Annotated in this window: 9 protein-coding genes; 3 read left to right on the top strand and 6 right to left on the bottom strand. The window is 45.6% G+C overall.

The window, feature by feature from the left end; translation table 11 throughout:
* Nucleotides 1-60 precede the first annotated feature (60 nt).
* Nucleotides 61-2,388, top strand: coding sequence for a type I DNA topoisomerase (topA, locus tag G459_RS0101595; RefSeq protein ID WP_026966063.1), 2,328 nt, complete (start codon nucleotides 61-63; stop codon nucleotides 2,386-2,388).
* A 329-nt stretch (nucleotides 2,389-2,717) separates the two neighbouring features.
* Here the strand turns inward: topA and G459_RS0101590 are convergent, their stop codons facing one another.
* The 6 genes from G459_RS0101590 to G459_RS0101560 all read right to left on the bottom strand — a co-directional run bounded on the left by G459_RS0101590 (nucleotide 2,718) and on the right by G459_RS0101560 (nucleotide 18,049).
* Nucleotides 2,718-3,242 carry a condensin complex protein MksE gene (locus G459_RS0101590; protein ID WP_026966062.1) on the bottom strand — a complete coding sequence of 175 codons (525 nt, stop codon included), beginning with the start codon at nucleotides 3,240-3,242 and terminating at the stop codon, nucleotides 2,718-2,720.
* Nucleotides 3,229-4,440 carry a hypothetical protein gene (locus tag G459_RS0101585; RefSeq protein WP_026966061.1) on the bottom strand — a complete coding sequence of 404 codons (1,212 nt, stop codon included), beginning with the start codon at nucleotides 4,438-4,440 and terminating at the stop codon, nucleotides 3,229-3,231. Before G459_RS0101585 ends, G459_RS0101590 begins: the two co-directional genes overlap by 14 nt.
* Nucleotides 4,433-5,227, bottom strand: a complete 795-nt coding sequence (locus tag G459_RS0101580; protein WP_157373251.1) for a hypothetical protein — start codon at nucleotides 5,225-5,227, stop codon at nucleotides 4,433-4,435. The genes G459_RS0101585 and G459_RS0101580 overlap by 8 nt, the downstream gene beginning before the upstream one ends.
* The gene (locus G459_RS0101575) at nucleotides 5,224-7,884 is read right to left on the bottom strand and encodes an ATP-binding protein (protein WP_026966059.1); all 2,661 of its coding nucleotides are present in this window, start codon (nucleotides 7,882-7,884) and stop codon (nucleotides 5,224-5,226) included. The genes G459_RS0101580 and G459_RS0101575 overlap by 4 nt, the downstream gene beginning before the upstream one ends.
* A gap of 424 nt (nucleotides 7,885-8,308) precedes the next feature.
* On the bottom strand, nucleotides 8,309-12,514 hold the full coding sequence (locus G459_RS0101565) for a hypothetical protein (protein WP_026966057.1): 4,206 nt from the start codon (nucleotides 12,512-12,514) through the stop codon (nucleotides 8,309-8,311).
* Nucleotides 12,515-12,541: 27 nt separating this feature from the next.
* Complete coding sequence (locus G459_RS0101560; RefSeq protein WP_026966056.1) at nucleotides 12,542-18,049, bottom strand: hypothetical protein; 5,508 nt, start codon at nucleotides 18,047-18,049, stop codon at nucleotides 12,542-12,544.
* Between the two features lie 422 nt (nucleotides 18,050-18,471).
* On the opposite strand from G459_RS0101560, the gene G459_RS0101545 reads away from it, so the two are divergent.
* Entirely contained in the window at nucleotides 18,472-18,693 is a 222-nt protein-coding gene (locus tag G459_RS0101545) for a FeoA family protein (RefSeq protein WP_026966055.1), read from the top strand.
* Between the two features lie 4 nt (nucleotides 18,694-18,697).
* Nucleotides 18,698-20,830, top strand: coding sequence for a ferrous iron transport protein B (gene feoB, locus G459_RS0101540; RefSeq protein WP_026966054.1), 2,133 nt, complete (start codon nucleotides 18,698-18,700; stop codon nucleotides 20,828-20,830).
* The last annotated feature ends 55 nt before the right edge of the window (nucleotides 20,831-20,885 follow it).

Raw genomic sequence — 20,885 nt, 5'->3', positions numbered from 1 at the left:
GGCCGTCTATTTTTAGCTTTTCAAAATTGGCCAAAGGGCCAGGAATTTCCTCCTTTCATTATGTCAAAAAATCTAGTCATCGTCGAATCCCCAGCCAAGGCAAAGACCATTGAAGGCTACCTGGGCAAGGATTTCAAGGTAGTTTCCAGCTACGGTCACGTGCGGGATCTCCCCAAGGGCGATAAAGCAATAGACATCAAAAATCGATTCCAACCGACCTATGAAGTCACCGCTGATAAAAAAGAGGTGATCAAAAACCTCAAAGCATTCGCAAAGGAAGCCGAAATGGTCTACCTGGCGAGTGACGATGACCGCGAAGGAGAAGCCATTTCCTGGCATTTGAAAGAAGTCCTGAAGCTGGATGAAAAGAATACAAAGCGCATTGTCTTCCGGGAAATCACGAAAAACGCAATTATCAAGGCCATCGAAAACCCGAGAGGGATCGACTACGATCTGGTCAATGCCCAACAGGCAAGACGGATCTTGGATCGTCTGGTAGGTTTCGAGCTTTCTCCGATCCTTTGGAAAAAAATTAAAACCGGTCTATCTGCAGGACGCGTGCAATCTGTGGCTGTTCGGCTGATTGTGGAAAGAGAGCGGGAAATCGAAGCCCACAAGGCCAAGTCCTCCTTCCGGATCACGGCGATCTTCGAAGTAGAAGGAAAAACTTTCCAAGCCGAACTTCCCAAGAAATTTGACACCAAGGAAGAAGCCGAAAGCTTCCTCAAAAGCTGTCTGGAGGCGGATTTTTCCGTAGCCAATCTGGAGAAAAAGCCGACCAAAAAAACCCCGGCAGCGCCATTTACGACTTCTACGCTTCAGCAGGAAGCTTCGCGAAAGCTTTACTTTTCTGTCGCCCAGACCATGTCTGTCGCCCAGAAACTGTACGAAGCAGGTAAGATCACCTACATGCGTACCGACAGCACCAACCTGTCTCAGGACGCTCAGGCTGCCGCAAAAAGCGCCATCGAGAACTCATTTGGTGCACAATACCATAAATCCCGGCAGTTTACCACCAAAAACGAAAGTGCTCAGGAAGCGCACGAAGCCATCCGTCCGACGGACTTTTCGCAGACCCAAGCTTCCGGCGACCGAAACGAACAGCGCCTCTACGAACTGATCTGGAAGCGCGCCATCGCCTCGCAGATGTCAGACGCGGAACTGGAACGGACCGTCATCACGATTGCCATCTCCAATTCCCCACTCAACCTGGTAGCAACCGGAGAAGTCATCAAGTTTGATGGCTTTCTGAAAGTCTATCTGGAAGACACCGATGACGAACCGGAAGAGGACGAGGAAGGCAATAAGTCGCTTCTGCCTCCAATTAAGATTGGTCAAGGTCTGAACCTGCAGGAGATGAAAGGTAGAGAAACCTTCAGCAGACCTGCTCCGAGATACACGGAAGCTTCCCTTGTCAAGAAGCTTGAGGAACTTGGCATCGGCCGTCCCTCCACTTATGCACCGACGATTTCTACCATTCAAAAGCGGGAATATGTGGTCAAGGAAGCCAGAGACGGCACTCCAAGAAACTACGTCGAGATGAAAATTGCCAAGGGGCAGTTCTCCGACGCGACCAAGACAGAAAACACAGGAGCTGAAAAGAACAAGCTCTTCCCTACCAATATCGCCATGGTCGTCAACGACTTCCTGGTGGAGCACTTCCCAAATGTGATCGACTTCCACTTCACCGCTAGGGTGGAAAAGGAATTTGACGACATCGCCGCTGGAGGCCAGGTTTGGCAGGATATGATTGACGGATTCTATGGCAAATTCCACAAGAGCGTGGAAGAGACGGAGCAGGTCTCCCGACAGGATGTCAACTCCAGCCGACTGATCGGGCAGCATCCCACCTCTGGCAAAAACGTCTACGCAAGACTCGGTAGATTTGGGCCTTTGGTGCAGATCGGTGAAACCGAAGACGAAGACAAGCAGTTTGCCAGCCTGAAAAAGGGCCAGTTCATCGAAAATGTAACGATAGAAGATGCACTTGAACTTTTCAAACTGCCACGCGAAGTAGGATTCTTTGAGGACAAAAAGATGACTGCCGCCATCGGCCGGTTTGGACCCTACATTCGTCACGACAGCGCATTCTATTCCCTGGAAAAAAGTCAGGATCCCATGGCGATCACCGAGGAAGAAGCGATCACGCTGATCCAAAACAAGCGGGAAGCAGATGCCAAAAAACACATCAAGACCTTCGACGAAAATCCAGAAATCCAGCTCCTAAACGGACGCTGGGGACCTTACATCAAGTTTGGTAAAAACAACTACAAGATCCCCAAGGGCAAAGAAGCCGAGCAGCTGACCTACAAAGAGACACTCGAAATCATCGAAGCCCAGCCCGATGCCGGCAAGAAAAAAGGGAAATTTCCGGCGAAGAAGAAATGATCTATTGAATGAAAAAACCGACTTGAAGGTCGGTTTTCTTGTTTTATCGGGCCTTTTGGAGTGACTGGAGAAGCGAAGAGTTAACGGTTCTCAGCTATACGCAGGCAGGGATTTTTACCACTGAACTTCCTACGAAGTAATGAACTTTAATTTTACTACTTTCCTGTCCTACGAAGCACGAAACCCCTGCTTGCGTACAGGTGATGTTACCGCCTAGTGCCTCTTTTTTTTCGTCCGTTTGTCGGTCAGTCGTGCGGTTGGACAGACACACTCTTTGTCAAGTTTTGGCTTGTGCTTCGGCTTGTGCGTCTTGGCAATGTGTGTGGCTGTTATGCGATGGATTCATTCTTGTCATCTTTTATTAAGTCTTTTGCAAAGTCAATAAATAGTTTATGTGCTTTTGTAAATGAATATCTGTCGTTGCCTTGTTTTACTGCTATGTTTCTCTTAACCATAGTTCCAATATGTCGCTTTAAACTGTCGTCTGTGTTTAGCTGCTTGTTAGCTTTGATTACGTCTAACCACGATGAATTTTTAAAGTATTCGAGTATATCGTCAATATAAAATTCCGTATAATTAAGTTCTTCTAAGAAATTCTTACCGTCTTTGTCAAGTTCATAGCATAGAATTGAAAAGAAAATAGAAATATCTCTTGATGTGTTTTCGTTTGTCTCGCCTGAAACCAAGTAATAGAAGTTGTGATTACCAATTACTTCAAAGCCAAAAGAAGTCTCAAAAAAATTGATATAAAAGTCTTCATTCTTCTTGATTGTCTCAAACAAAAAATCCTCAACTGTTATGAACTTCCCTTCCATTAAGGAAGTGACTATTTCTTTGTGTTTATCTGGATACATCTTCTTGTTTCTTAATTGTAAGTTTTGGCATAATAAGTTCTGATTCGCCATTGGAAACAGTAATCTTATTTCCTTGTTTGTTTACTGTAACTTCATAATCATCTTCAAAAAGTAAGCTGGTTACCATAAAAAAATTGTCAAAGGAAAAATTCTCACTTTCTTGCTTGATAGAACTTTCACACCATTTAAAAAAATCCTTAACGGGCAAATTTTTGTTCAAAGTCTCTTTATATTTTGATTTATCAAAGAGCCAATCATTTGTTTGTTGTGCATCTTCTACGATAATTAATTCAGCTTCGTTTTTGAACTGTTCAAAGTATTCTTTCGTGTTTTCATAAACAAATCTGTTGTAGATGTTATCACGAGTAGAAACGAATATTCGAGGTGGTTCAATACCTTTATAACAATTCCCATTATTTAGATAGTGATGAAAACCCCTCAAATATTGGCTTTCAGTTTTTATTCGCTCAATTAATGGTAATAATTCATTGGTGAGAATAACGGATTGAGTATTTAGGTCTTTCCCTACTTGACGAAGTAGATGATAAAGTTTCTCAAATTCTCGTCTTATACTTTCATCTCTATAATCAAATCTTTTTACGTTGGAAAATTGAGAGACATTCAGCAATTCGTTGTAGATAGATTGACTATGATTTACATCTAAAATTGTATTGAGTGGAGAAATGTAATTTTCTATAAGATATCGCGCCTTATGAATTTTTTCTTGATAGTCAATTTTCTTATTGTTCGCTTTTAGTTCTTTTGATTCAGTCAACAAACTTTTGGTATTATTTACAACAGCATTTGTGAACTTCTTAATTTGGTTTGATAAGGCTTCGATTCTTTCCAACAAAATGTTCTTATCATCATTTATACCTTCTTTGATTTTTAGAAATAAAGTCCTGATTGATTGCCCGAAATGTTCTATTTCTTCAGGTAAGAGAGGTTTGAATTGTTGATGAATAAACTCAAAAAGAATCAAATAAGGCTCGTTAAATGCAAAGTCATCATTCTGCTCAACCAATATTTGATATTCGGTTAGTTGTGTCTGTATATTCTTGTCATAGTTTTCTAAACAAATATTTAGAGCTTCTCTGGTAATAATATCATTCTTAACCTGTATGTCAAAAAGGTCTCGTAGCAAATCGTAATGATTTGCCATAAACTGCAATATTGATTTTGGTTCTGACTTAATCATATTTCCAATATTGTTGCTCTAAAAATCGGTTATTTCTTATTATCGTTTCTCTAATTCTAATTACGCTAATGTCTCTACTTTGCTTAATTCTATTAGTCATTTCGGCTTTGTTGCCTTTTAGACTTTGAGAATACTTATTAAAGAGTTCGTCATAATCTTCGGGTATGTGTAATTGGGCAAAGTCAAAAACTTCTTTGATTCTTAGAAATTCTTCAAGACCGTTAAAATCATAATCAACAAAAACAAGTAAGTGTTTTGTAGAAAGGCAGTTTAGTGATTCTTTGCCAATTCGACCATATTTATGAAGGAATACATAATTTTTGCCTAGAAGATTTTCGGCAACTAAAAATGTGTCTAAGTTCTCAACAATACAAATGTGATTGGCTTCAATCTTTTCAGCGTTACAAGCGAATATTTGAAATTTACTTGTGTAATTCTCTAAATTCAATTCATTGCCATTTATCCTAATTGTTTCAAAGCCCCTCAGCATAAAGATTGGTGTAGAAACTGTTTTTTGAACTTTAGAGTTTCTAAATTTCCTAACATTATCTGATTTGTCCTTGATTTCAATATCTTCGGGAAAATAGGTTTTAAAGAAATTATCAAATTCGGTTGGCTTGTTTATTTCATATCTGAAACCTCTTCCTGACCTAGTTTTTTCAATAATTAATGAAGAAACCAAGCCTTTAAAAGTTGGCGAACTCAAAACAGTTTTAGGGATTGACTTTTCTGTAAGAAAAGAATCCTCTTTTAATTTCTTGTATGTTCTGAAATCTGTTTGATTCACACTGTTTTCTTTTTACGGTATATTACATTTCCGTTAGTTTCACTTAAAACAATTTTTCCCTTACTTCTTCTCACTAAGTAGTATTTGTCAAATCCGTCATATGGGTGCAATGGTGCAGCTGATATAGGAACAAAATTATTTTCCTTACAGAAATTCAAAATTTCAATTCTGTTGGCTTCGTCAATTGTCCCGATTTCATCAACGAAAATTACAATTTTGTTTTCTTCGTCATTGATTACAATTTGGTGAATTATAGACATAATAATTACCATTCTAATCATTTTATCCGTTCCGTCAGATTCAATTTGATTTCTCAAATCAACAACTTTGTGTTGTCCTTTTTTGTCAAGATGTAATTTTATGTCAAAAAGGTTATTAAAATCAATTACGGATTGATTATCCAAATATCTGTTCAGAATATTAAGGTTTTCCGATTGGTCGTCAAAGATTAGTTCAGAAGTTAAATCTCTAATATCCATTATCTTCTTCAAATCTTTTATTAGATTTTCGTTCGGAATGATTTCAATACTCAAAGAATCTATGTCAGAGATTTTAATTTTTCGGATTTTAGAATTGAATTGATTATTGATGAACGCTTCAAACTCTTGAAATTTTGAATGAAGTGTTTTGCACGGAATTGAAAATTGCATTGAAATGTTTTTCAATAATGCGTCAATACTTTTCTGCTTATCTTCAAGCGTTGCGAGTTCAGAATCAAGATATTTGATAAACTCATCTTCCGAAGCAAAAACGGTTTCCGTTTTTGTTTTCAGATTTTCAAATAATCTTTCTTTGTTGTTTTTGATACCTTCTCGTTCGGAAGAGTTTCTTTCAAAATTTTTGAAAAGGTTGTCAACAGTTTCGTTCGTTTGATATTCAATTGGAATTATTCCCGATTGCTCAACTTTTACTTTCCAACCTTGAATTTCCTTAATACGATTTTCTGCTTTGTTGATGTCTCCCAAAAGAATATTTATAGCTTCATTAATTCTCGCAATAAGTTCCGTTGTTTGTTTTAATTCCTTTCCTATGTTCTCTTGATTTTGAAATAGAGTTTTTAGTTCTTCTTCTAACTCTGCAAGATTCTTTTCAAGTTCGGGTAACAAATTAAGTTCTTCAATTTTCTTTTCTGTTTCTTTAATTTTTGCTCGAACAGAAGAAAGTTCAGAACGATATTTTTCTAAATCTTTCGCTATCGGTAAAAGTTTTTCGTTACTTGTTTTTTCTTTGATTACATTTTCTCGTTGAAGTTTTAAGTCATCAATAGACGGAATTGGTTTTCCTTTAAAGTCTTTCGGAATTGTAATTGCTCCGTCAAAGATTTTCATTATATCAGATAGATTTTCAATTCCCGATTGAATATTTTCTTTCGGAAGTGCAGTAATGGAATCGGAAAGAATTGCGTTTAGCAATTCTTTGTCTTTCCCATTTTTGCTTATCTGATGAATGAGCAAGTTTGAGTAAGTTTCAATTTGTCCGTCAAGTTTTGAAATTTCTTGATTGAGTTTAGAAATTTTGTTTTCTAAATCTCGACTGTTTAGGTTTTGATTTTCAATTTGAGTTAATCGGCTTTCGATGTCTTTTCTTTGTGTGTCTAAATTACTGAATGACTGTTTTAAAAAGTCAATTCCCTCATACGATTTTATATTTCGGATTTTTTCGGCAAGGGATTCTTTTGCTGAACCTTTTTGAGAAATGGTTGCTTCTAATTTTCCAATAGTTTGATTTAAATTGTTTTGTTTCGGGGTTAAGTCTTCGCTTAATTGTGTTCTATTTTTATCTCGTTCATTCTTTTTCTCGAAAAGTCTTGTGTTAATATCAATATTCACAGATGAATAAAGTACTTCAAACGCATATACAATTTCAGATAAAATCTGATTTTTCGCTTTGTACTGATTGACTAATTCCTTGAAGTCGGAAAAACTTTTTTGAATACTTCTAATTACCTTGATTTCTTTGTTATGTTTCAAAAGTGTTTGAATGTCCTTTTGGTTTTTCTTGGAAAATTCAACTTGTTCATCTTCTTTATTGTCGGCAATAATCAATGATTCTTTCAGTGTTTTGTTGTCAATAAGTTTTGAGTTTATTAGGTAGCGGTAAATTTTAGAAAAGTTGTTGCTGATTTCTCTTTGGTCTTGTGATGCTCCTTCGTTTAACCACACAACACCGTTATTTTTCTTTCCTTTTTGATATACAAAATTGAAAAGGTCTCGTCTGTTAGAATATTTACTGTATTCTACTCCTGATGAAGAAAATTCAGCAAGTAATGAATCAAATTTCTTAAGTTTTTGTCCTTCTGGTGTTTGTTCAAAATACTGCTCCTCTTTATAATCGCAGTCAATTTTGTAATAATCTAAACTTCCCTCTGCATTCTTCTTTACTAAGATGCAGTAATACCGCTTTTTGAAAATCTCAAAAATAATGTAACTCGAATTGATAGAAGGGAAGTAATGATTAATTGTCGATTTGTCTCCTGTCCGATTACCACTAAATGTCATTTGTTTTCCGTCAATGATATACAGAAAGTTTAAGGCATAAATTAGAGTGCTTTTCCCAATGTTATTAGGTCCAACTATTTGTAATGAATCGCAATCGCCTAACTCGATGTCAGCTTTTGAATATATGTCTGAATGAAGTATAACGAGTCTTTTTAACATTGTCTAAATTCTGAATCATTAGTATTTGGGTCTTGCGGGCAGGAAAATTCAGGCTCTTTTGATTGCGAAGCGGTCGCCCGTGTGTTGGGGCAAGCAAATGTGCCTGAATGTGCGGTTGGCATTTTATTTCTGTCGTTCAATTTGTTCACTGTCGTTGCCTTTTTAGCATTGGCGGTAACGTGGTATATACGCATTGCGCCTATTTCTCATTAGCCGCCGCCGGTGGTTTAGGAACCTCAATCTTTACATTCGAAGCCCCACTAGTCCTTTCCAGATTATTCCCCAAAATACAGTTTCTTCGTTTACCTACATTCTTCACAAAGGAAATTTTTTCGAAACCTGAAAAATTCTGACACGAGCTCTTAAACCTACAAAAAAGCCCAACCTTCCGGCTGGGCTTTTCTACTAGGAATGGATCTTCCATTTACTCACAGGTTGGACAGCAGATAAATGGCACCTTGGTGAGCGGCGATGTCCTGAGGATGCGATAGTGGCCCAGGCTCCTACTTAGCGGACGTGTGACCGAGTTTTCGTTTACCTCCGGTTTCCGGCCTCTGCCAGCGGCTTCTGCCATCTTCTCCATCTCCGGCGTAGCATTGTCGCGGATTAGCCCCATCAGGTCGATATGGTCAAAGATGTTGGTGATGTTGCCAAAGACCTCGACGATCAGCACGCTCAGCGGACTGTCTTCGGGCAAGCCAAAGATATTCAACCGACCCGCGATCTCCTCCGAAGTAAAGATGGCCGTGCCGGAAGGTTGGAGGTCTTTGATCTGGGCGATTTGGTGTCCAAGAGCCATCTTTTGAAGGTTGAGATTCAATGAAGCCTGGATCGCCGTCGGCACCTTGTTGGGCAGATAGCTGACACTTACCAACTCCCTAAACTTATCCTCCTCCCCTTTCTTGGCATCGATCTTCACGCCGGTCACCATTTCCTTTTCCCCCAAGAGGATATTTCGGAAATCCAGCCCATCCGCCTGATAGACCTGCGCATAGAGCACCGCCCACAGGCTCGTCCTCGGCGGCTTGGAGGTGACATTTTTCCCGTTGAACACAGCCTTGGCAAATGGTGCCGAGACGTACATCTTCTCTGAGCTCCGATTGAGCGTGCTGAATAGATTTGGGGCAGGATGCTGAACTCCGGTCACGCGAATCGGGCGACCATAGCGGCCCTGGGCGGTAGACCAGAGGTTGCCTTTCGGCACGGGTTCATTGCTTGCAAACAGGGGTGTCGGGTCAAAATTGACCCAGTCAACCGCCTTGTCCACGGCTTCCCTGTCCAAAAAGTGTCCATGTCCTACCCGGAATTCATAGGTAAAAAAACCAAACAGCTCAGGACTCTCGGCATGCAATCCGGGAGACAATGGCAGGATAAAGTGTCGGTCCGAATCCGTAGACGGAATCATCTGCTGCATCGCATTCATCCCGGCTAAGTCGTTGCTTTGGCCTGGCGTAATGATCCGTATCACCTCCGGATCGAGGTTGATCGGACTCTCCTCCGGCGCGATGAACTGCTCCTGTGCGTTGTTTGACAGCAATTGATCCGGCGCATTGGCCAGGACCCGACAATAATACATGTCATCCGCATTGAGCAGTGGTTGCTCAAATTCCACCCAAAGGTGCCTTCTCCTCGCCTCGGTAGAGCTGTAGTCATCTGCCCGCTGGTACGGGGAGAAGGCGTATCCGACACTCTTGACTTTTGGCACCTGAGCAGGAGGCAAAACGGTCGGCAAGGCAAGCCACTTGGTTTTCGTCTGAGGTACGGTTGGGTGGTTAGGCTTAAATTTGGGCACGATCTTGTATTCAGCCCAGATCTCATCCGGATACCTTGGCTGCGGGATATCTCCGAAAGTCAGGTCGTTTTTTGGCTCCAGCGCATCCAGAAAAACCAGTCGGGTATAACCGCGATTGACCTGCCCATAGCGGTCGTCCTGGATTGCCTCAAAGGAAACGGTATGCTTGAGTTCGATCTCACCGACCGAGATGTTTTTCCGCAGTTCGCTGTTGCTGTCATTTCTGAACTTATGGGATCGAATGACCTCAAAGGCGTCATTTTCCAATACATCCCAAGCCCAATCCCGTGAAATCTGGTAGCTCAATGCCCCGATCCAGTGGTTTTGCAACTCCGAGTTTGCGGCAAATGTGATGCTACTGCTGTCTGGTGCCAGAGAATGCCGAATCCGGTTGCTACAGCCAAAGGCAATTCGCTGTCCTTTCGGAGCCAATATGGTCATCCCCTTGGATTCACAACCAATCGCGTCTGCGAGTCGCTTCACTGCGTCAGACTCATTGATCTCGGCAATCCGCTGGATAACGGCCGAAAACGCATTCTTCTTCAGCGTAGGCACTTCATCCGACTTGAGATAGATCCCTTGGATCTCGGGAACATTGCCAAAAGGTACCAGCAGCGGAACCGCTTCCTCAAACGGTGGCCGGTAAAAAGTAAGCAAAGTCGTCTTCCCAAATCGGGAATCAAGCTCCGGATCATCATCTATGACGCCAAAATATTCATCTTCATCCCCGTCTACTTCTGCCACAGCCTGCAAGGTCAGCCGCACATTCCTTCCCGTAGGCAGGATCAGTTCCTCCATTGCATCCAGATCAGAGCTCTTCAGATCCTCCCTGAAGAATGGATTGGCTTCATTGGTAAGGTTCAATACCGGGACATCTATGAAGTTGACCGGGATGTCCAACATCTCGGAGAAGTCGGCCGGAAAGTACCTATATGTTCGGTAAAGCGTGATGTAGCCGTCTTTACCATTTTGACTGTACGCATTGTCCATCCGAAGCGACTTCACCTCCACGCGGACAAAAACCTTGGTCACATCAGGATCCGGAAGTCCGGGCTTGATGTTTTTGTCCGCGAAAGTCTGAGCTTTGAGCAAGTCTATCGCGTTGGGATATTTTTTGGTAAAGATCACCGCTGGATACTCCAAGATGGGTCGATTGACCTTCAGGACGGTATTGGCGGTATAGTCGGTTTCGGTTTCGTCCACGGCGTTGAAGATCATGGACTGCTGCCGCACGAGATGAAGGGGCTTTTGAATCACCAGCACGCCAGGGTTGATATATCTCCTAAACGAAACCGAGTAGTCTGGCTTTGGGGCGTCATAGATCCGCTCGTCCTCCACACTGGGCCCTCCTCCACTGATATCTGCGAGTCGGACTCTGAATTCAAACGTGCCGCCGTAGCGCAAGTCCGTGGTCAGAGGAACCGGTTGGATGACAGCATTGGGCGTGACGCCTGATTTGTTGGGGTTTTCCTTGGCAAATTCCGAGTACGGCTGGTCTGTCTTAAAGATAGAAATCGCGTCTTTGTCCTCGGTCACCATACTTTGCCCTAACCAAGAAGCATAGTACATCGGCATCCAAAACAGCTCATCCAGCGGCCCATTGACCTTGTTTGGGTAAACCTGATAAGGCAATTCGGTTCTATTGCTTTCCAGTTTAGCGACCATCGGATTGCTTTTGGACAACTCCACGGCATTGAGACTTTCCCATTTGTTGCCCGGTTCGCGGACGTCAATATGATAGCCCATCACGCTGAGCGCGGCATCGATCCGCTTGCCGGAGCCCTGCGGATAATCCGTCAACTGCCGGATGTACCAGATCAGAATCTGCTCATCATCCCAACCGAGGCGGATACCCGTTTCGGATTGCGGGGCAAATCCATCCGCTTTCTCGGCCAGCATATTGCCGCTGATCGGCTGATTGGCATGGACGATCTTGGCAAATCCGTCATCGTAGGTCCTTGCCTCCAAAAACAACTCATCCCAAGGAGCTTCAGGAATCACTGCCTGGGGATCTGCTGGCTTTTTATAGATGACCGGAAAAGTAACCGCAGAAAATACCGGCCGCTCCGTCCCCAGCTTCAAGGCCGGAATCCTTGCCGCATACCTCTTAATCAATGGCCCGTTGGTCGCTGAATTCGGTGAATCCAGCGTCTTGGTCTGCGCGGTGGCATAGGGATCGTTTTTTACATTGACATAGATGTAGCCGCCTTTTTTAAACCAGCTCTCGTCGACCTTGACCGAAACCGAGTAGATCATCCCACAGGCTTTGGCAAGCAACGGTTGACGGAGGATATGGGCAAACACCTTTCCCCAACTCAGTTTTGACCTCGGCACGATCGGTCCGGGAGGCGTTTTATCCCGAATAGCGCATTCGTAGCTGTCATCTGTGACAGCATTGGTATGGCGGGGCTGTGTGAAGTTAAAGCTCTTCCGATAGGTCGCAGGCAGATACTTTTTGATCGTTTTGCTTTCCGGCTTCGGAGCTTGCAGAATCTCTGCGTCATCCCCTATCGTCATGTTGAAGCTGGCGGCCACTTCCTTGATCAGTTGCGCTTTGTCTATTGCTTTAGCCACGGTGACAGGCACATCAATCGGGGTAAAAGCCGCATTTCCCGGCGCGTGGATGGGGAATTCATTGGTTCCCTTGACGATCGCCAAGGTAAACTCCGGATGAAAATCCGAAAACCCCGGAACTGAGGTCGCCGGACCGGGAACAGTCAGCGGCCAAGTAGTCTCCGGATTTTTGTTACGGGGAATCAGGACGATGTTGAGGTGGAGGTTTTCTCCGTCAAATCGCTGGGGAAGTGCAATCAGTGTTAAAAGTCTATTCGGTTCCATGTTGTTCTGTGTTTTATGGGTAAAAAATCAAGCGATCTGACGGCTCTCCTGCCAAGTCTCCTCAAAGCTGATATCGATGATAAAGCAGATGCTGATATCTAGGCCAAAAGTCACCGAGGCAGTACATTCCGTCCGTTCTTGGGCAGTTCCAATGTTTTTTCTGGCCACAGATCCGCTTGCTTCGATGTAGATCGTTACACTGACCAGTCCACCGGCAATGCTTGCTTTTCCCTTGAACAGCATATAAGCTGTGATGGAAAAGTCCGGCATGGCAAAGTAGAGTTCGCAGCCGACGATGTAAGTCACCGAGACCGTGCCGACGACCGGCAATCCCACCGCAATGGATATCCCAAACCCGAACTTCATCAGGATACTTGGCCCAATCTTGGTATCACACGCGAGCTTGAGAGAAACCTGTCCCACGGCATAGATGGTCCCCATTCCCACTGAGGCGCAGAGCACTTCGAGTCCACCACGGAACTCGATATAGGCTCCGGCGGTCGGTAGAAGTTGCTTGGGGTCGGTCGTGACTTTGAGGGCTGCATTGAAAAATACGCCCAGCTCTAAGCCTGCTTCCAACTTCAGTGGAGTCGTCGGTGCGTTGTAGAGGTTTTCTTCAGGCGGGAATCGCACGAGCGGTATCTCCTTTTTCGCCTCAAACTTGTATTCCCAGATCTCACCGGCGTTGCTCATGGCGATCTCCAGGCCTTTTTTGACCACATCGGCGTATTTGCCCTGTCCCAGCGAGGCCAGGATCTCCAGCAAATCAATGACGGGTTGGAGCGATTCGTGAAACTCTACGTCTGGGGTGGGATATCCAAGCGATGGGAAATCCGAATCCGGATCTCCTTTGTAGCCCGATTCAGAGCCTTTTTTGGCATCGAAGTTCCCCTTGATCTTCATCAATCCCTCTATCGGTCCTAAGTCCACGACCATCGCCATGTTGTTCATGCGGCTTTTCCAGGTTTTGGTGGCGTCAGTTGCTAGAGACTCAATGTCAAAGTTGAGTTTCGAATCCACATACTTATCGGCCTGCCCCTTCCGCTTTTCGGTGGTGGCGTACTCGATGTAGATCTTGAGACCTTCCATGTCCACCAGATGTGTCTTAAATGGCGGAATATCAAAAGCCAATGCCTTGCCGATGGCATCATTGGATTTGCCAGCCAAGAGCTTAAATCCCTGATCAACAATCGAGGCGCCCTCCTTTTTAACCTGAACTTCCAAAAGCTCATACACGTTGGACAAGCCATCCTTGATATCCGAGCGCTCGGCAAAGGCTTTCGCCGCGTTCAGTCCGCTACCCGTACCCGTCAGCATCGGCATCGCCTTGCCAAATTCGTCAATGGCATTTCCGGCGTTCGGGAAGATCGAATTTCCTGACATCAAACTATAGGCATCCGCATAGAGGGGCGGAATCTTGCTCAATAGCTTAGATTTAGCTTTTTCAAAAGCCGGGGTAAGGATCAATGCCTTCTGGGTCGAAGTGGTCTGCAGGATTCCAAAATTGACGGTGGCTGTCCCCGGCGGCCGTAAGAGTTCGGAAGGGGACGCCATTCTCAACAGGATCTGGGGAACATCCAGCGGAGTTTTGAAGAAATTGGGTGTCCATATTCCTTCACGGATCACCGGCACCGGTATATGATTAGGCAGTTGGGTTACCTCCCCACTGGCAACCTTGTGCTGCACCATGCTCCAGCTTCCGGTCTTTGGCAGGATCACACTTCCTCGAGCTGAGGCTACAAATATTGGATTGAGCGCTCCGGGCTTACCCGCATGGGAGAAGTCAAAGCGGGTGACTCTCATCTGCTGTCCGGATTTGTTCAAATCCATGATGCAGTCGATGTCCCCGCCAATCAGTCCGCCCTGAAGGTTCAACAGTTCCTTGAATCGTGCGGGAGACAAAGGAACTCCAGACGGTGCAAGCTGCACGTATCCCAGGATCTTTTTGGCAGGAGTTCTTCCCTTGGTATGACCCTGGACGAGGTTTTCCAACTCCACATCCGCATCAAACCAGACAGGCCTGCAGAACACCGGGATCGGTTCATTGGCTCCCAACCAAGTTTGCTGATTGCCATCGACATCGATGTACACATCGTTGGTTTTTCTCGTATCCGTCACGCTAAAATCCGCGAGGCTCGGATCCTCCTTGATGTTTTTGATATTGAAAAGCCCACGTAAAGTGCCGGGATGTATGTCGTAAGGAATTTGGTCAGGTTGCGTGACTCCATTAATCTTGAATTTGTATCGGAAATCAAACTGCCCGTCAGTCTCTGGCTGCCAGCCACTGTCCATCCGGTAAACGAACCCGGAACTGGTTCGAAAAAGGGTAATTGTCCGTACGACCCGAATACCCCAAGGATAAACCAAGCTTTTCACTTGAATTACCTCATGGGCAGTCCGACCCATCATAATATCAAAGCGGGACTGGCTGGTTTGGGCGATGGCGGCAGAGGGACTGAGCCAGTTTGAAAAAGTGCTGGCGCCGTAACCCGTGAAGTCAATGTAGCTGACCGGGACACCTTTTGGCTGCGGAGCTGTGACTCCAAACTCCCCATTGAAAATCCGGACCACCGAATCTCCCAAGGTGCTGCCGCCCGTCGGATTCCCAAACAGATCGAGGATATTATTCAACTGAGTAGTCATCCCCTCAAACATCGGAGAATCGTTCAGATGCGGCTCCTGAGGCCAGATAGCTCCTGCATCACCGCCAATTGCACGGATTTGAATCCCACCGATCAACGAATCCTTGAAGGACGGGCTGTTCATCTCCACCTTAGGCGGCTTGCTGTTGTAGGCGGCGCTGTGATCCAGCTTCGCCAATGCCTTCAATCCAAAAGGCAGGGTAAACTGAGCAAAGACGTCGGACTTTTGCTCCTTAAATTTCTTGATCAGAAAATCTGTCAGCGGAATCGGCGCTAGCGTGACTTTATCGGGGCTGGTGTTCATCAGCCTCGTCGGCCCGCCGTCATTGGGATAATAGTTAAATCCGCTGGGAGGATCCATCGGCATCACGGGCTCGAACGTATTGATGGTAGGCTCCCAAGCCACTTGTGGCATCAAGAAGATTCTCGCATATTGCCCCGGGACTTTGACCTCCATACCTTCCACGGTAATGATTTCACCGCTTGCAGGCTCTATCTGGGCCTCATTTTCCCCGACATTTCTGGCAAATCCGGTGGTCTCCCGACCGGGAACCCTGCCTAGGGGATTTTGTCCAAAGCTAACTCCGACCTGATTGGCATTGGAGCTGACATCAAGTAGCGCGAAGTAGTCATTTTCGATCACTGCTACTCTTCCATTGTAATCCTCCTCGTAGTTGGGAACATCCCTATTTACCATAGACATGGTTCTGAGCACACCGACTGGCCCTTCCGGTAAGATGCTGTCCGCTATTTTGTTTGAAAAAGTCGAGGTGTCAATCTTTGCTTCCTTGTATTCCGCAGACTCCTTTATTTGTACGGATTCCTTGATTGCGACAGACTCTTTGATCACCGCAGATTCCTTTACTACAGCAGATTCCTTGAGGCCTTTGGCCCCCTTAAATACCACTGACTCTCTGATCCCCGCCTTTTTGCCAACCAAAGACTCGGTAACTGCAGCTGACTCCTGAATTTTGGCAGTGGATTTTTTCCCTGACTCAGCTGGAGCAGTCGACTGGGCTGCCGGTGGATTTCCAAAATGAAAACTTACAGAAACTTTGTCCTCGTCCTCTGAAAGCGGCGTTTGGATTATTCTGCAAAAAAGCCAGTTGATGATTTGGTCCAGATTTCCTCCTTCTTTTGCAAGCCTTCCCAAAAAGCCAAAATTTGCCAGATACGGATCTGGAAGCGTGGGCAGATAGCTGACGAGGCCAAAAGTCAAAAAGGTTTGACTTTCGACGATCCTAGTCCATTCAGAATTGCACTTGCCGAAAATCACCACACCATTGACAGGTGAAACCGTAAACAGGGCGTTCTCCAGCGCCAAGGCTATATTTTTGAATTTCGGAGCCTTGTCCAGCGGTAGCTTGTGATCCCACAGTATATTGTCGTCGATCAGATAAACGATGTTTCCATTTTCTGTACCTGCGAGGAGCAGTATCGAGTTTTTAGTCCTCACATCGACCGCATGTCCGTTGACCTTTTTGGGTCGGTCCACTTGGACGTCGGCATGGCATTGGGTCATAATGAGCTCAGTACCTTCCGCGAGAGAATTGTAGATAAAGGCTGCTTCCTCCGGATATTTTAGCAGGATACTCGTTCCGTGGGGGTTCAGGCTGTCTTTCCAGTGATCCAGCTTTTGGAAGCTGTCCATCGAACTCCCCTTCAGAGCAGTGATGCCAATCCGTCCCGGATCGACGAGCAGCTGCACCGTGCCGAGTTCCATCGCGTTTCCGTCTTTGCCCGACCACGTGGATTTCAATCCCACTTTCAGATCCTGCACGATACCGCCCGTGCCGTCGACTTCCAATGGGGCGTTCACATCCAGCTGAGCGGCAGGAATTCCCCACCAGCTCTGGCTCAGATCTGCAGACTCTTCCAACACATGAAGAGTACTTACCTGCTTCTGCGGCGCAAACTTCTGCGTATTGCTGATCATCGGGATCAAAACGCGGTTTAGCTGAGTAGAATAGGTCGGATTTTTATTAGCCTGAAAGGTCAGCGAAGAAGATTGTCCATAGACGGTTAGGAAAGCATTTCCTACTGAAGTGACTTTTGGTAGCTGGGGACCACCAAAGCTGAATACAAACGTGGGTGGTGTCACAACCTTGGCAGCAAGTGCATCCCTGCCATACTTCTTTTTGGCTACTTCCACTTCCTTGGCTTCCTGAAGCTGGAGCGTCACATTTGCCGTCGTTGCAGCGCCGAGGATCAGGTTTTCACCCTGGAGAGTCGGTTTTGCAGACAGCTTGACCTCACCGGATTTAACCTGGAGGCCCACATAGCGGTCCGCTGGAGAATTGGCAGCCAAAAGTCCGGCTTTGATCCAGACACTTCCTGCTACCACCTTGTAGGTGTCGGTCACCTCGATGGGAGGAGCACCAGCTTTCTGGATAACTGAGGTCGAGAACTGCGCCTTGAAAAGGATCAGCGGCTCGTTGGTGCCCTGTTTCCGCAGGGCAATCAGCTTGACGACTTTGTACACATCCAGAAAAACATCGACACCATCGATGCGCTTGATCGGCCCGATGGTCTTGTCGACTTTCGCTCCTTGTGCCCAGGTAGGCACGGAGCCCGGGATTTGCGAGGATTTGATTGGAGTTTCCCGGATGAAAACGCGTGTTCCGGGATCGTCTACCACTTTCATCTCTTTCTCTGCCTCGACGATCACCTGCTCCAGCTTGATTCGCTGTGCGCTGGAGATTTTTGATTGGAAGAAAAGATCGGAAGTCTGAAGGTTTAGCTTTTCGGGAAATGCCGTGCCGCCAATTTGAGCGGGCAAGGCCCTAGCCAGCTGAAGCATTCCTTCATCCACCTTCTTCTTTTCCGCAGCAGATTCTGCATTGAGTTGGCCAAAAAACTGGGCCAACAGGGTTTGGATTAAGTCTTTTTCCATGTAATAAAAAATTGAGGGTTGAAACAAAAGCTATTTGTCAACTACAGACTGATTGCTTCCTCCACCTAAAAAATCCTGACTCGAAATCGATTGCCCGTTGAAAAATAGTGAGTCAATCTAAACATAATTTTGGAAAATGAACAAGAAAAAAAAATTGGTAAACAGCTGATTTTCCAACTTTTAAGTTTCGTTGAATGAACAAAAAAGAAGTTGAAGCTGAGGACAAACGGAGCGCGGTAAGTCGATTTTATCTATTCGCTTTAGCTGAATTTTCTGGCTAAAAACAACAAGACAATTGATCTTCAGGAAATGCGCACCATGGATTTATCCAGATTCAAAACAAACCGTCCGACAAAATCTCCTCTTTCCACTTAGATTGATTCCAAATAATCCTATTTTTGCCCCCAGGAGATTCCACATCCATGACAGCTGACACCCTTCCTCTGAATAAATCCGGAAAAATTCTGGAGATAATGCCCTCCCCGCTTAAGATTAATCTGATGGAGCTGGGCTTTCTACCGGGCAAAAAAATCACGCTCCAACATCTGGCTCCATCAGGCGGCCCGATGGCATTCCGGATGGAAGACACTCTCCTGGCTCTTCGCAAATCCGAAGCTGCCCTGATCCGCGTCGAACAGATATAAATTCATGGCCGAAACTACCCTTTTACAAAAAACTGTTACCTCGCGCATCGCTCTGGTAGGTAACCCCAACGTAGGTAAGTCCACGATCTTCAACTACCTGACCGGCCTCAACCAGAAAATCGGGAACTATCCCGGCGTGACGGTGGACAAAAAATCAGGATCTGTTCAGATCAATGGTGAAACTTTTGAAATCTTGGATTTACCGGGCACCTACAGCCTTTTTCCAAATTCCGAAGACGAAATCATCGCCCATCGCGTACTCAATCACACCAAGCTCGAGGAACGTCCCGATCATGTGCTGATGATCATTGATTCGTCCCAGCTCTCCCGCGGTCTTTTCCTCGCTACCCAATTGATCGACCTCGGGGTGAACTTGGCGATCATCCTGAATATGGCCGATCTGGCCGAAAAGAATAAGCTCGAGATCAAGACTTATGAGCTCTTTAAAGCGCTCGGTGTCCCGGTACTCAACACCGATGCGCGCAATCAAAAAGGTCTCGATCAGGTCAAGAACCTCATCAGTCAGCGCAACTTTACCAAAGCTCCCAGCTTCATTGACATCCAGCAGGTAATCCCTGTGGACATGCTCGACGAGGTGCAGAAGAGATTCCAACTGGAAAATTCTTATCAGGCCTACCAGATGATCCGCTTTGGCACCAAAGACAAAGCGATTGCCGCGGAGGACCGAGTTTGGCTGGAAGACCTCACCCGCACTGCGGATTTTGACTTGGAAGAAGCACAGCTCGAAGAGACCAAGATCCGCTACAAAAAAATCACGGAGATCGTGACAGTAGCTTTGACCAAGAAAACGGAACCAAAAGCGAAGTCGAATCTCGACAAGATTTTCCTTCATCCGGTCTTGGGCTACCTGGTCTTTTTCAGCATCTTATTTCTGATATTCCAGACCATCTTCACTTGGGCTTCCTATCCAATGGATCTGATCGACGGACTCTTTGCCGACATCAGTGCCAGGATCTCCACCGCTCTCCCTGACGGTCCGCTCACCCGACTCCTTGCCGAAGGCGTTGTACCGGGTATCGGAGGCGTCGTGATCTTCATTCCGCAGATTGCAATGCTGTTTGGCTTTTTGGCGATCTTGGAAGACACCGGCTACATGTCCAGGGTCGTGTTCCTGATGGACCGCTGGATGAGACCTTTTGGCCTTCATGGCAAAAGCATCGTGCCGTTGGTTTCCGGTATTGCCTGTGCAATCCCTGGTGTGATGGCTGCCCGGAACATTTCCAACTGGAAAGAAAAAATGATCACGATCCTGATCACACCGCTGATGAGTTGCTCGGCGAGACTGCCCGTCTATATCATTCTGATCGGCCTGGTAGTTCCGGATGAGATGGTTTTCGGCTTCATCAATATGCAAGCCCTTGCCTTGCTTGGATTGTATCTCCTCGGCGTGGTTGGTGTGTTTGGAACGGCTTTTCTTTTGAAATTCATCCTAAAAACCGCCGAAAAAAGTTTCCTACTGACCGAACTTCCTCCCTATCGCATCCCACGCTGGAGTGACGTCGGGATCACGATGTTTGAGAAGTCAAAGACTTTCGTAATGGAAGCCGGAAAGGTCATCCTCGCGATCTCCATCGTACTTTGGGTGTTGGCGTCCTACGGTCCGCCGTCACGAATGGACCAAATCCGACTCGAAGGTGAAGCCCGACTTGAAAACGTAACCGACGAAGCTCAAATCGCTGAGATCGAAGCCGAAACGAGCTCGCACTTATTGGAAAACTCCTTCATAGGAATCATGGGAAGAGCGATCGAACCTGCCATCAAGCCGCTGGGCTATGACTGGAAGATCGGCATCGCCTTGATTACTTCATTCGCGGCCCGTGAGGTCTTTGTCTCTACCATGGCTACGATCTACAGCATCGGAGGTGACCTGGAAGATGAGCTGACGATCCGAGAAAAACTCGACCAGCAAATCAATGCAAATACCGGGGAAAAAACCTTCAACGTCGCCAGTTCCTTCTCGCTGATGGTGTTTTATGCGTTTGCCATGCAGTGTATGAGTACGGTCGCGGTGGTGAAGCGAGAAACCAAAGGGTGGAAATGGCCACTCATCCAGACCGCCTATATGACCATTCTGGCCTATGTGGGCGCTTTGATCACTTATCAACTCCTCTCTTGATCATGTGGCAGGAAATTGGTGTCGGATTGCTGGTGCTAGCCGCGCTGGTCTATTT

The sequence above is a fragment of the Algoriphagus terrigena DSM 22685 genome, assembly GCF_000429445.1.
In the GTDB taxonomy this organism is placed as follows: Bacteria; Bacteroidota; Bacteroidia; order Cytophagales; family Cyclobacteriaceae; genus Algoriphagus; species Algoriphagus terrigena.
This window is presented reverse-complemented; position numbering and strand designations above follow the sequence as displayed.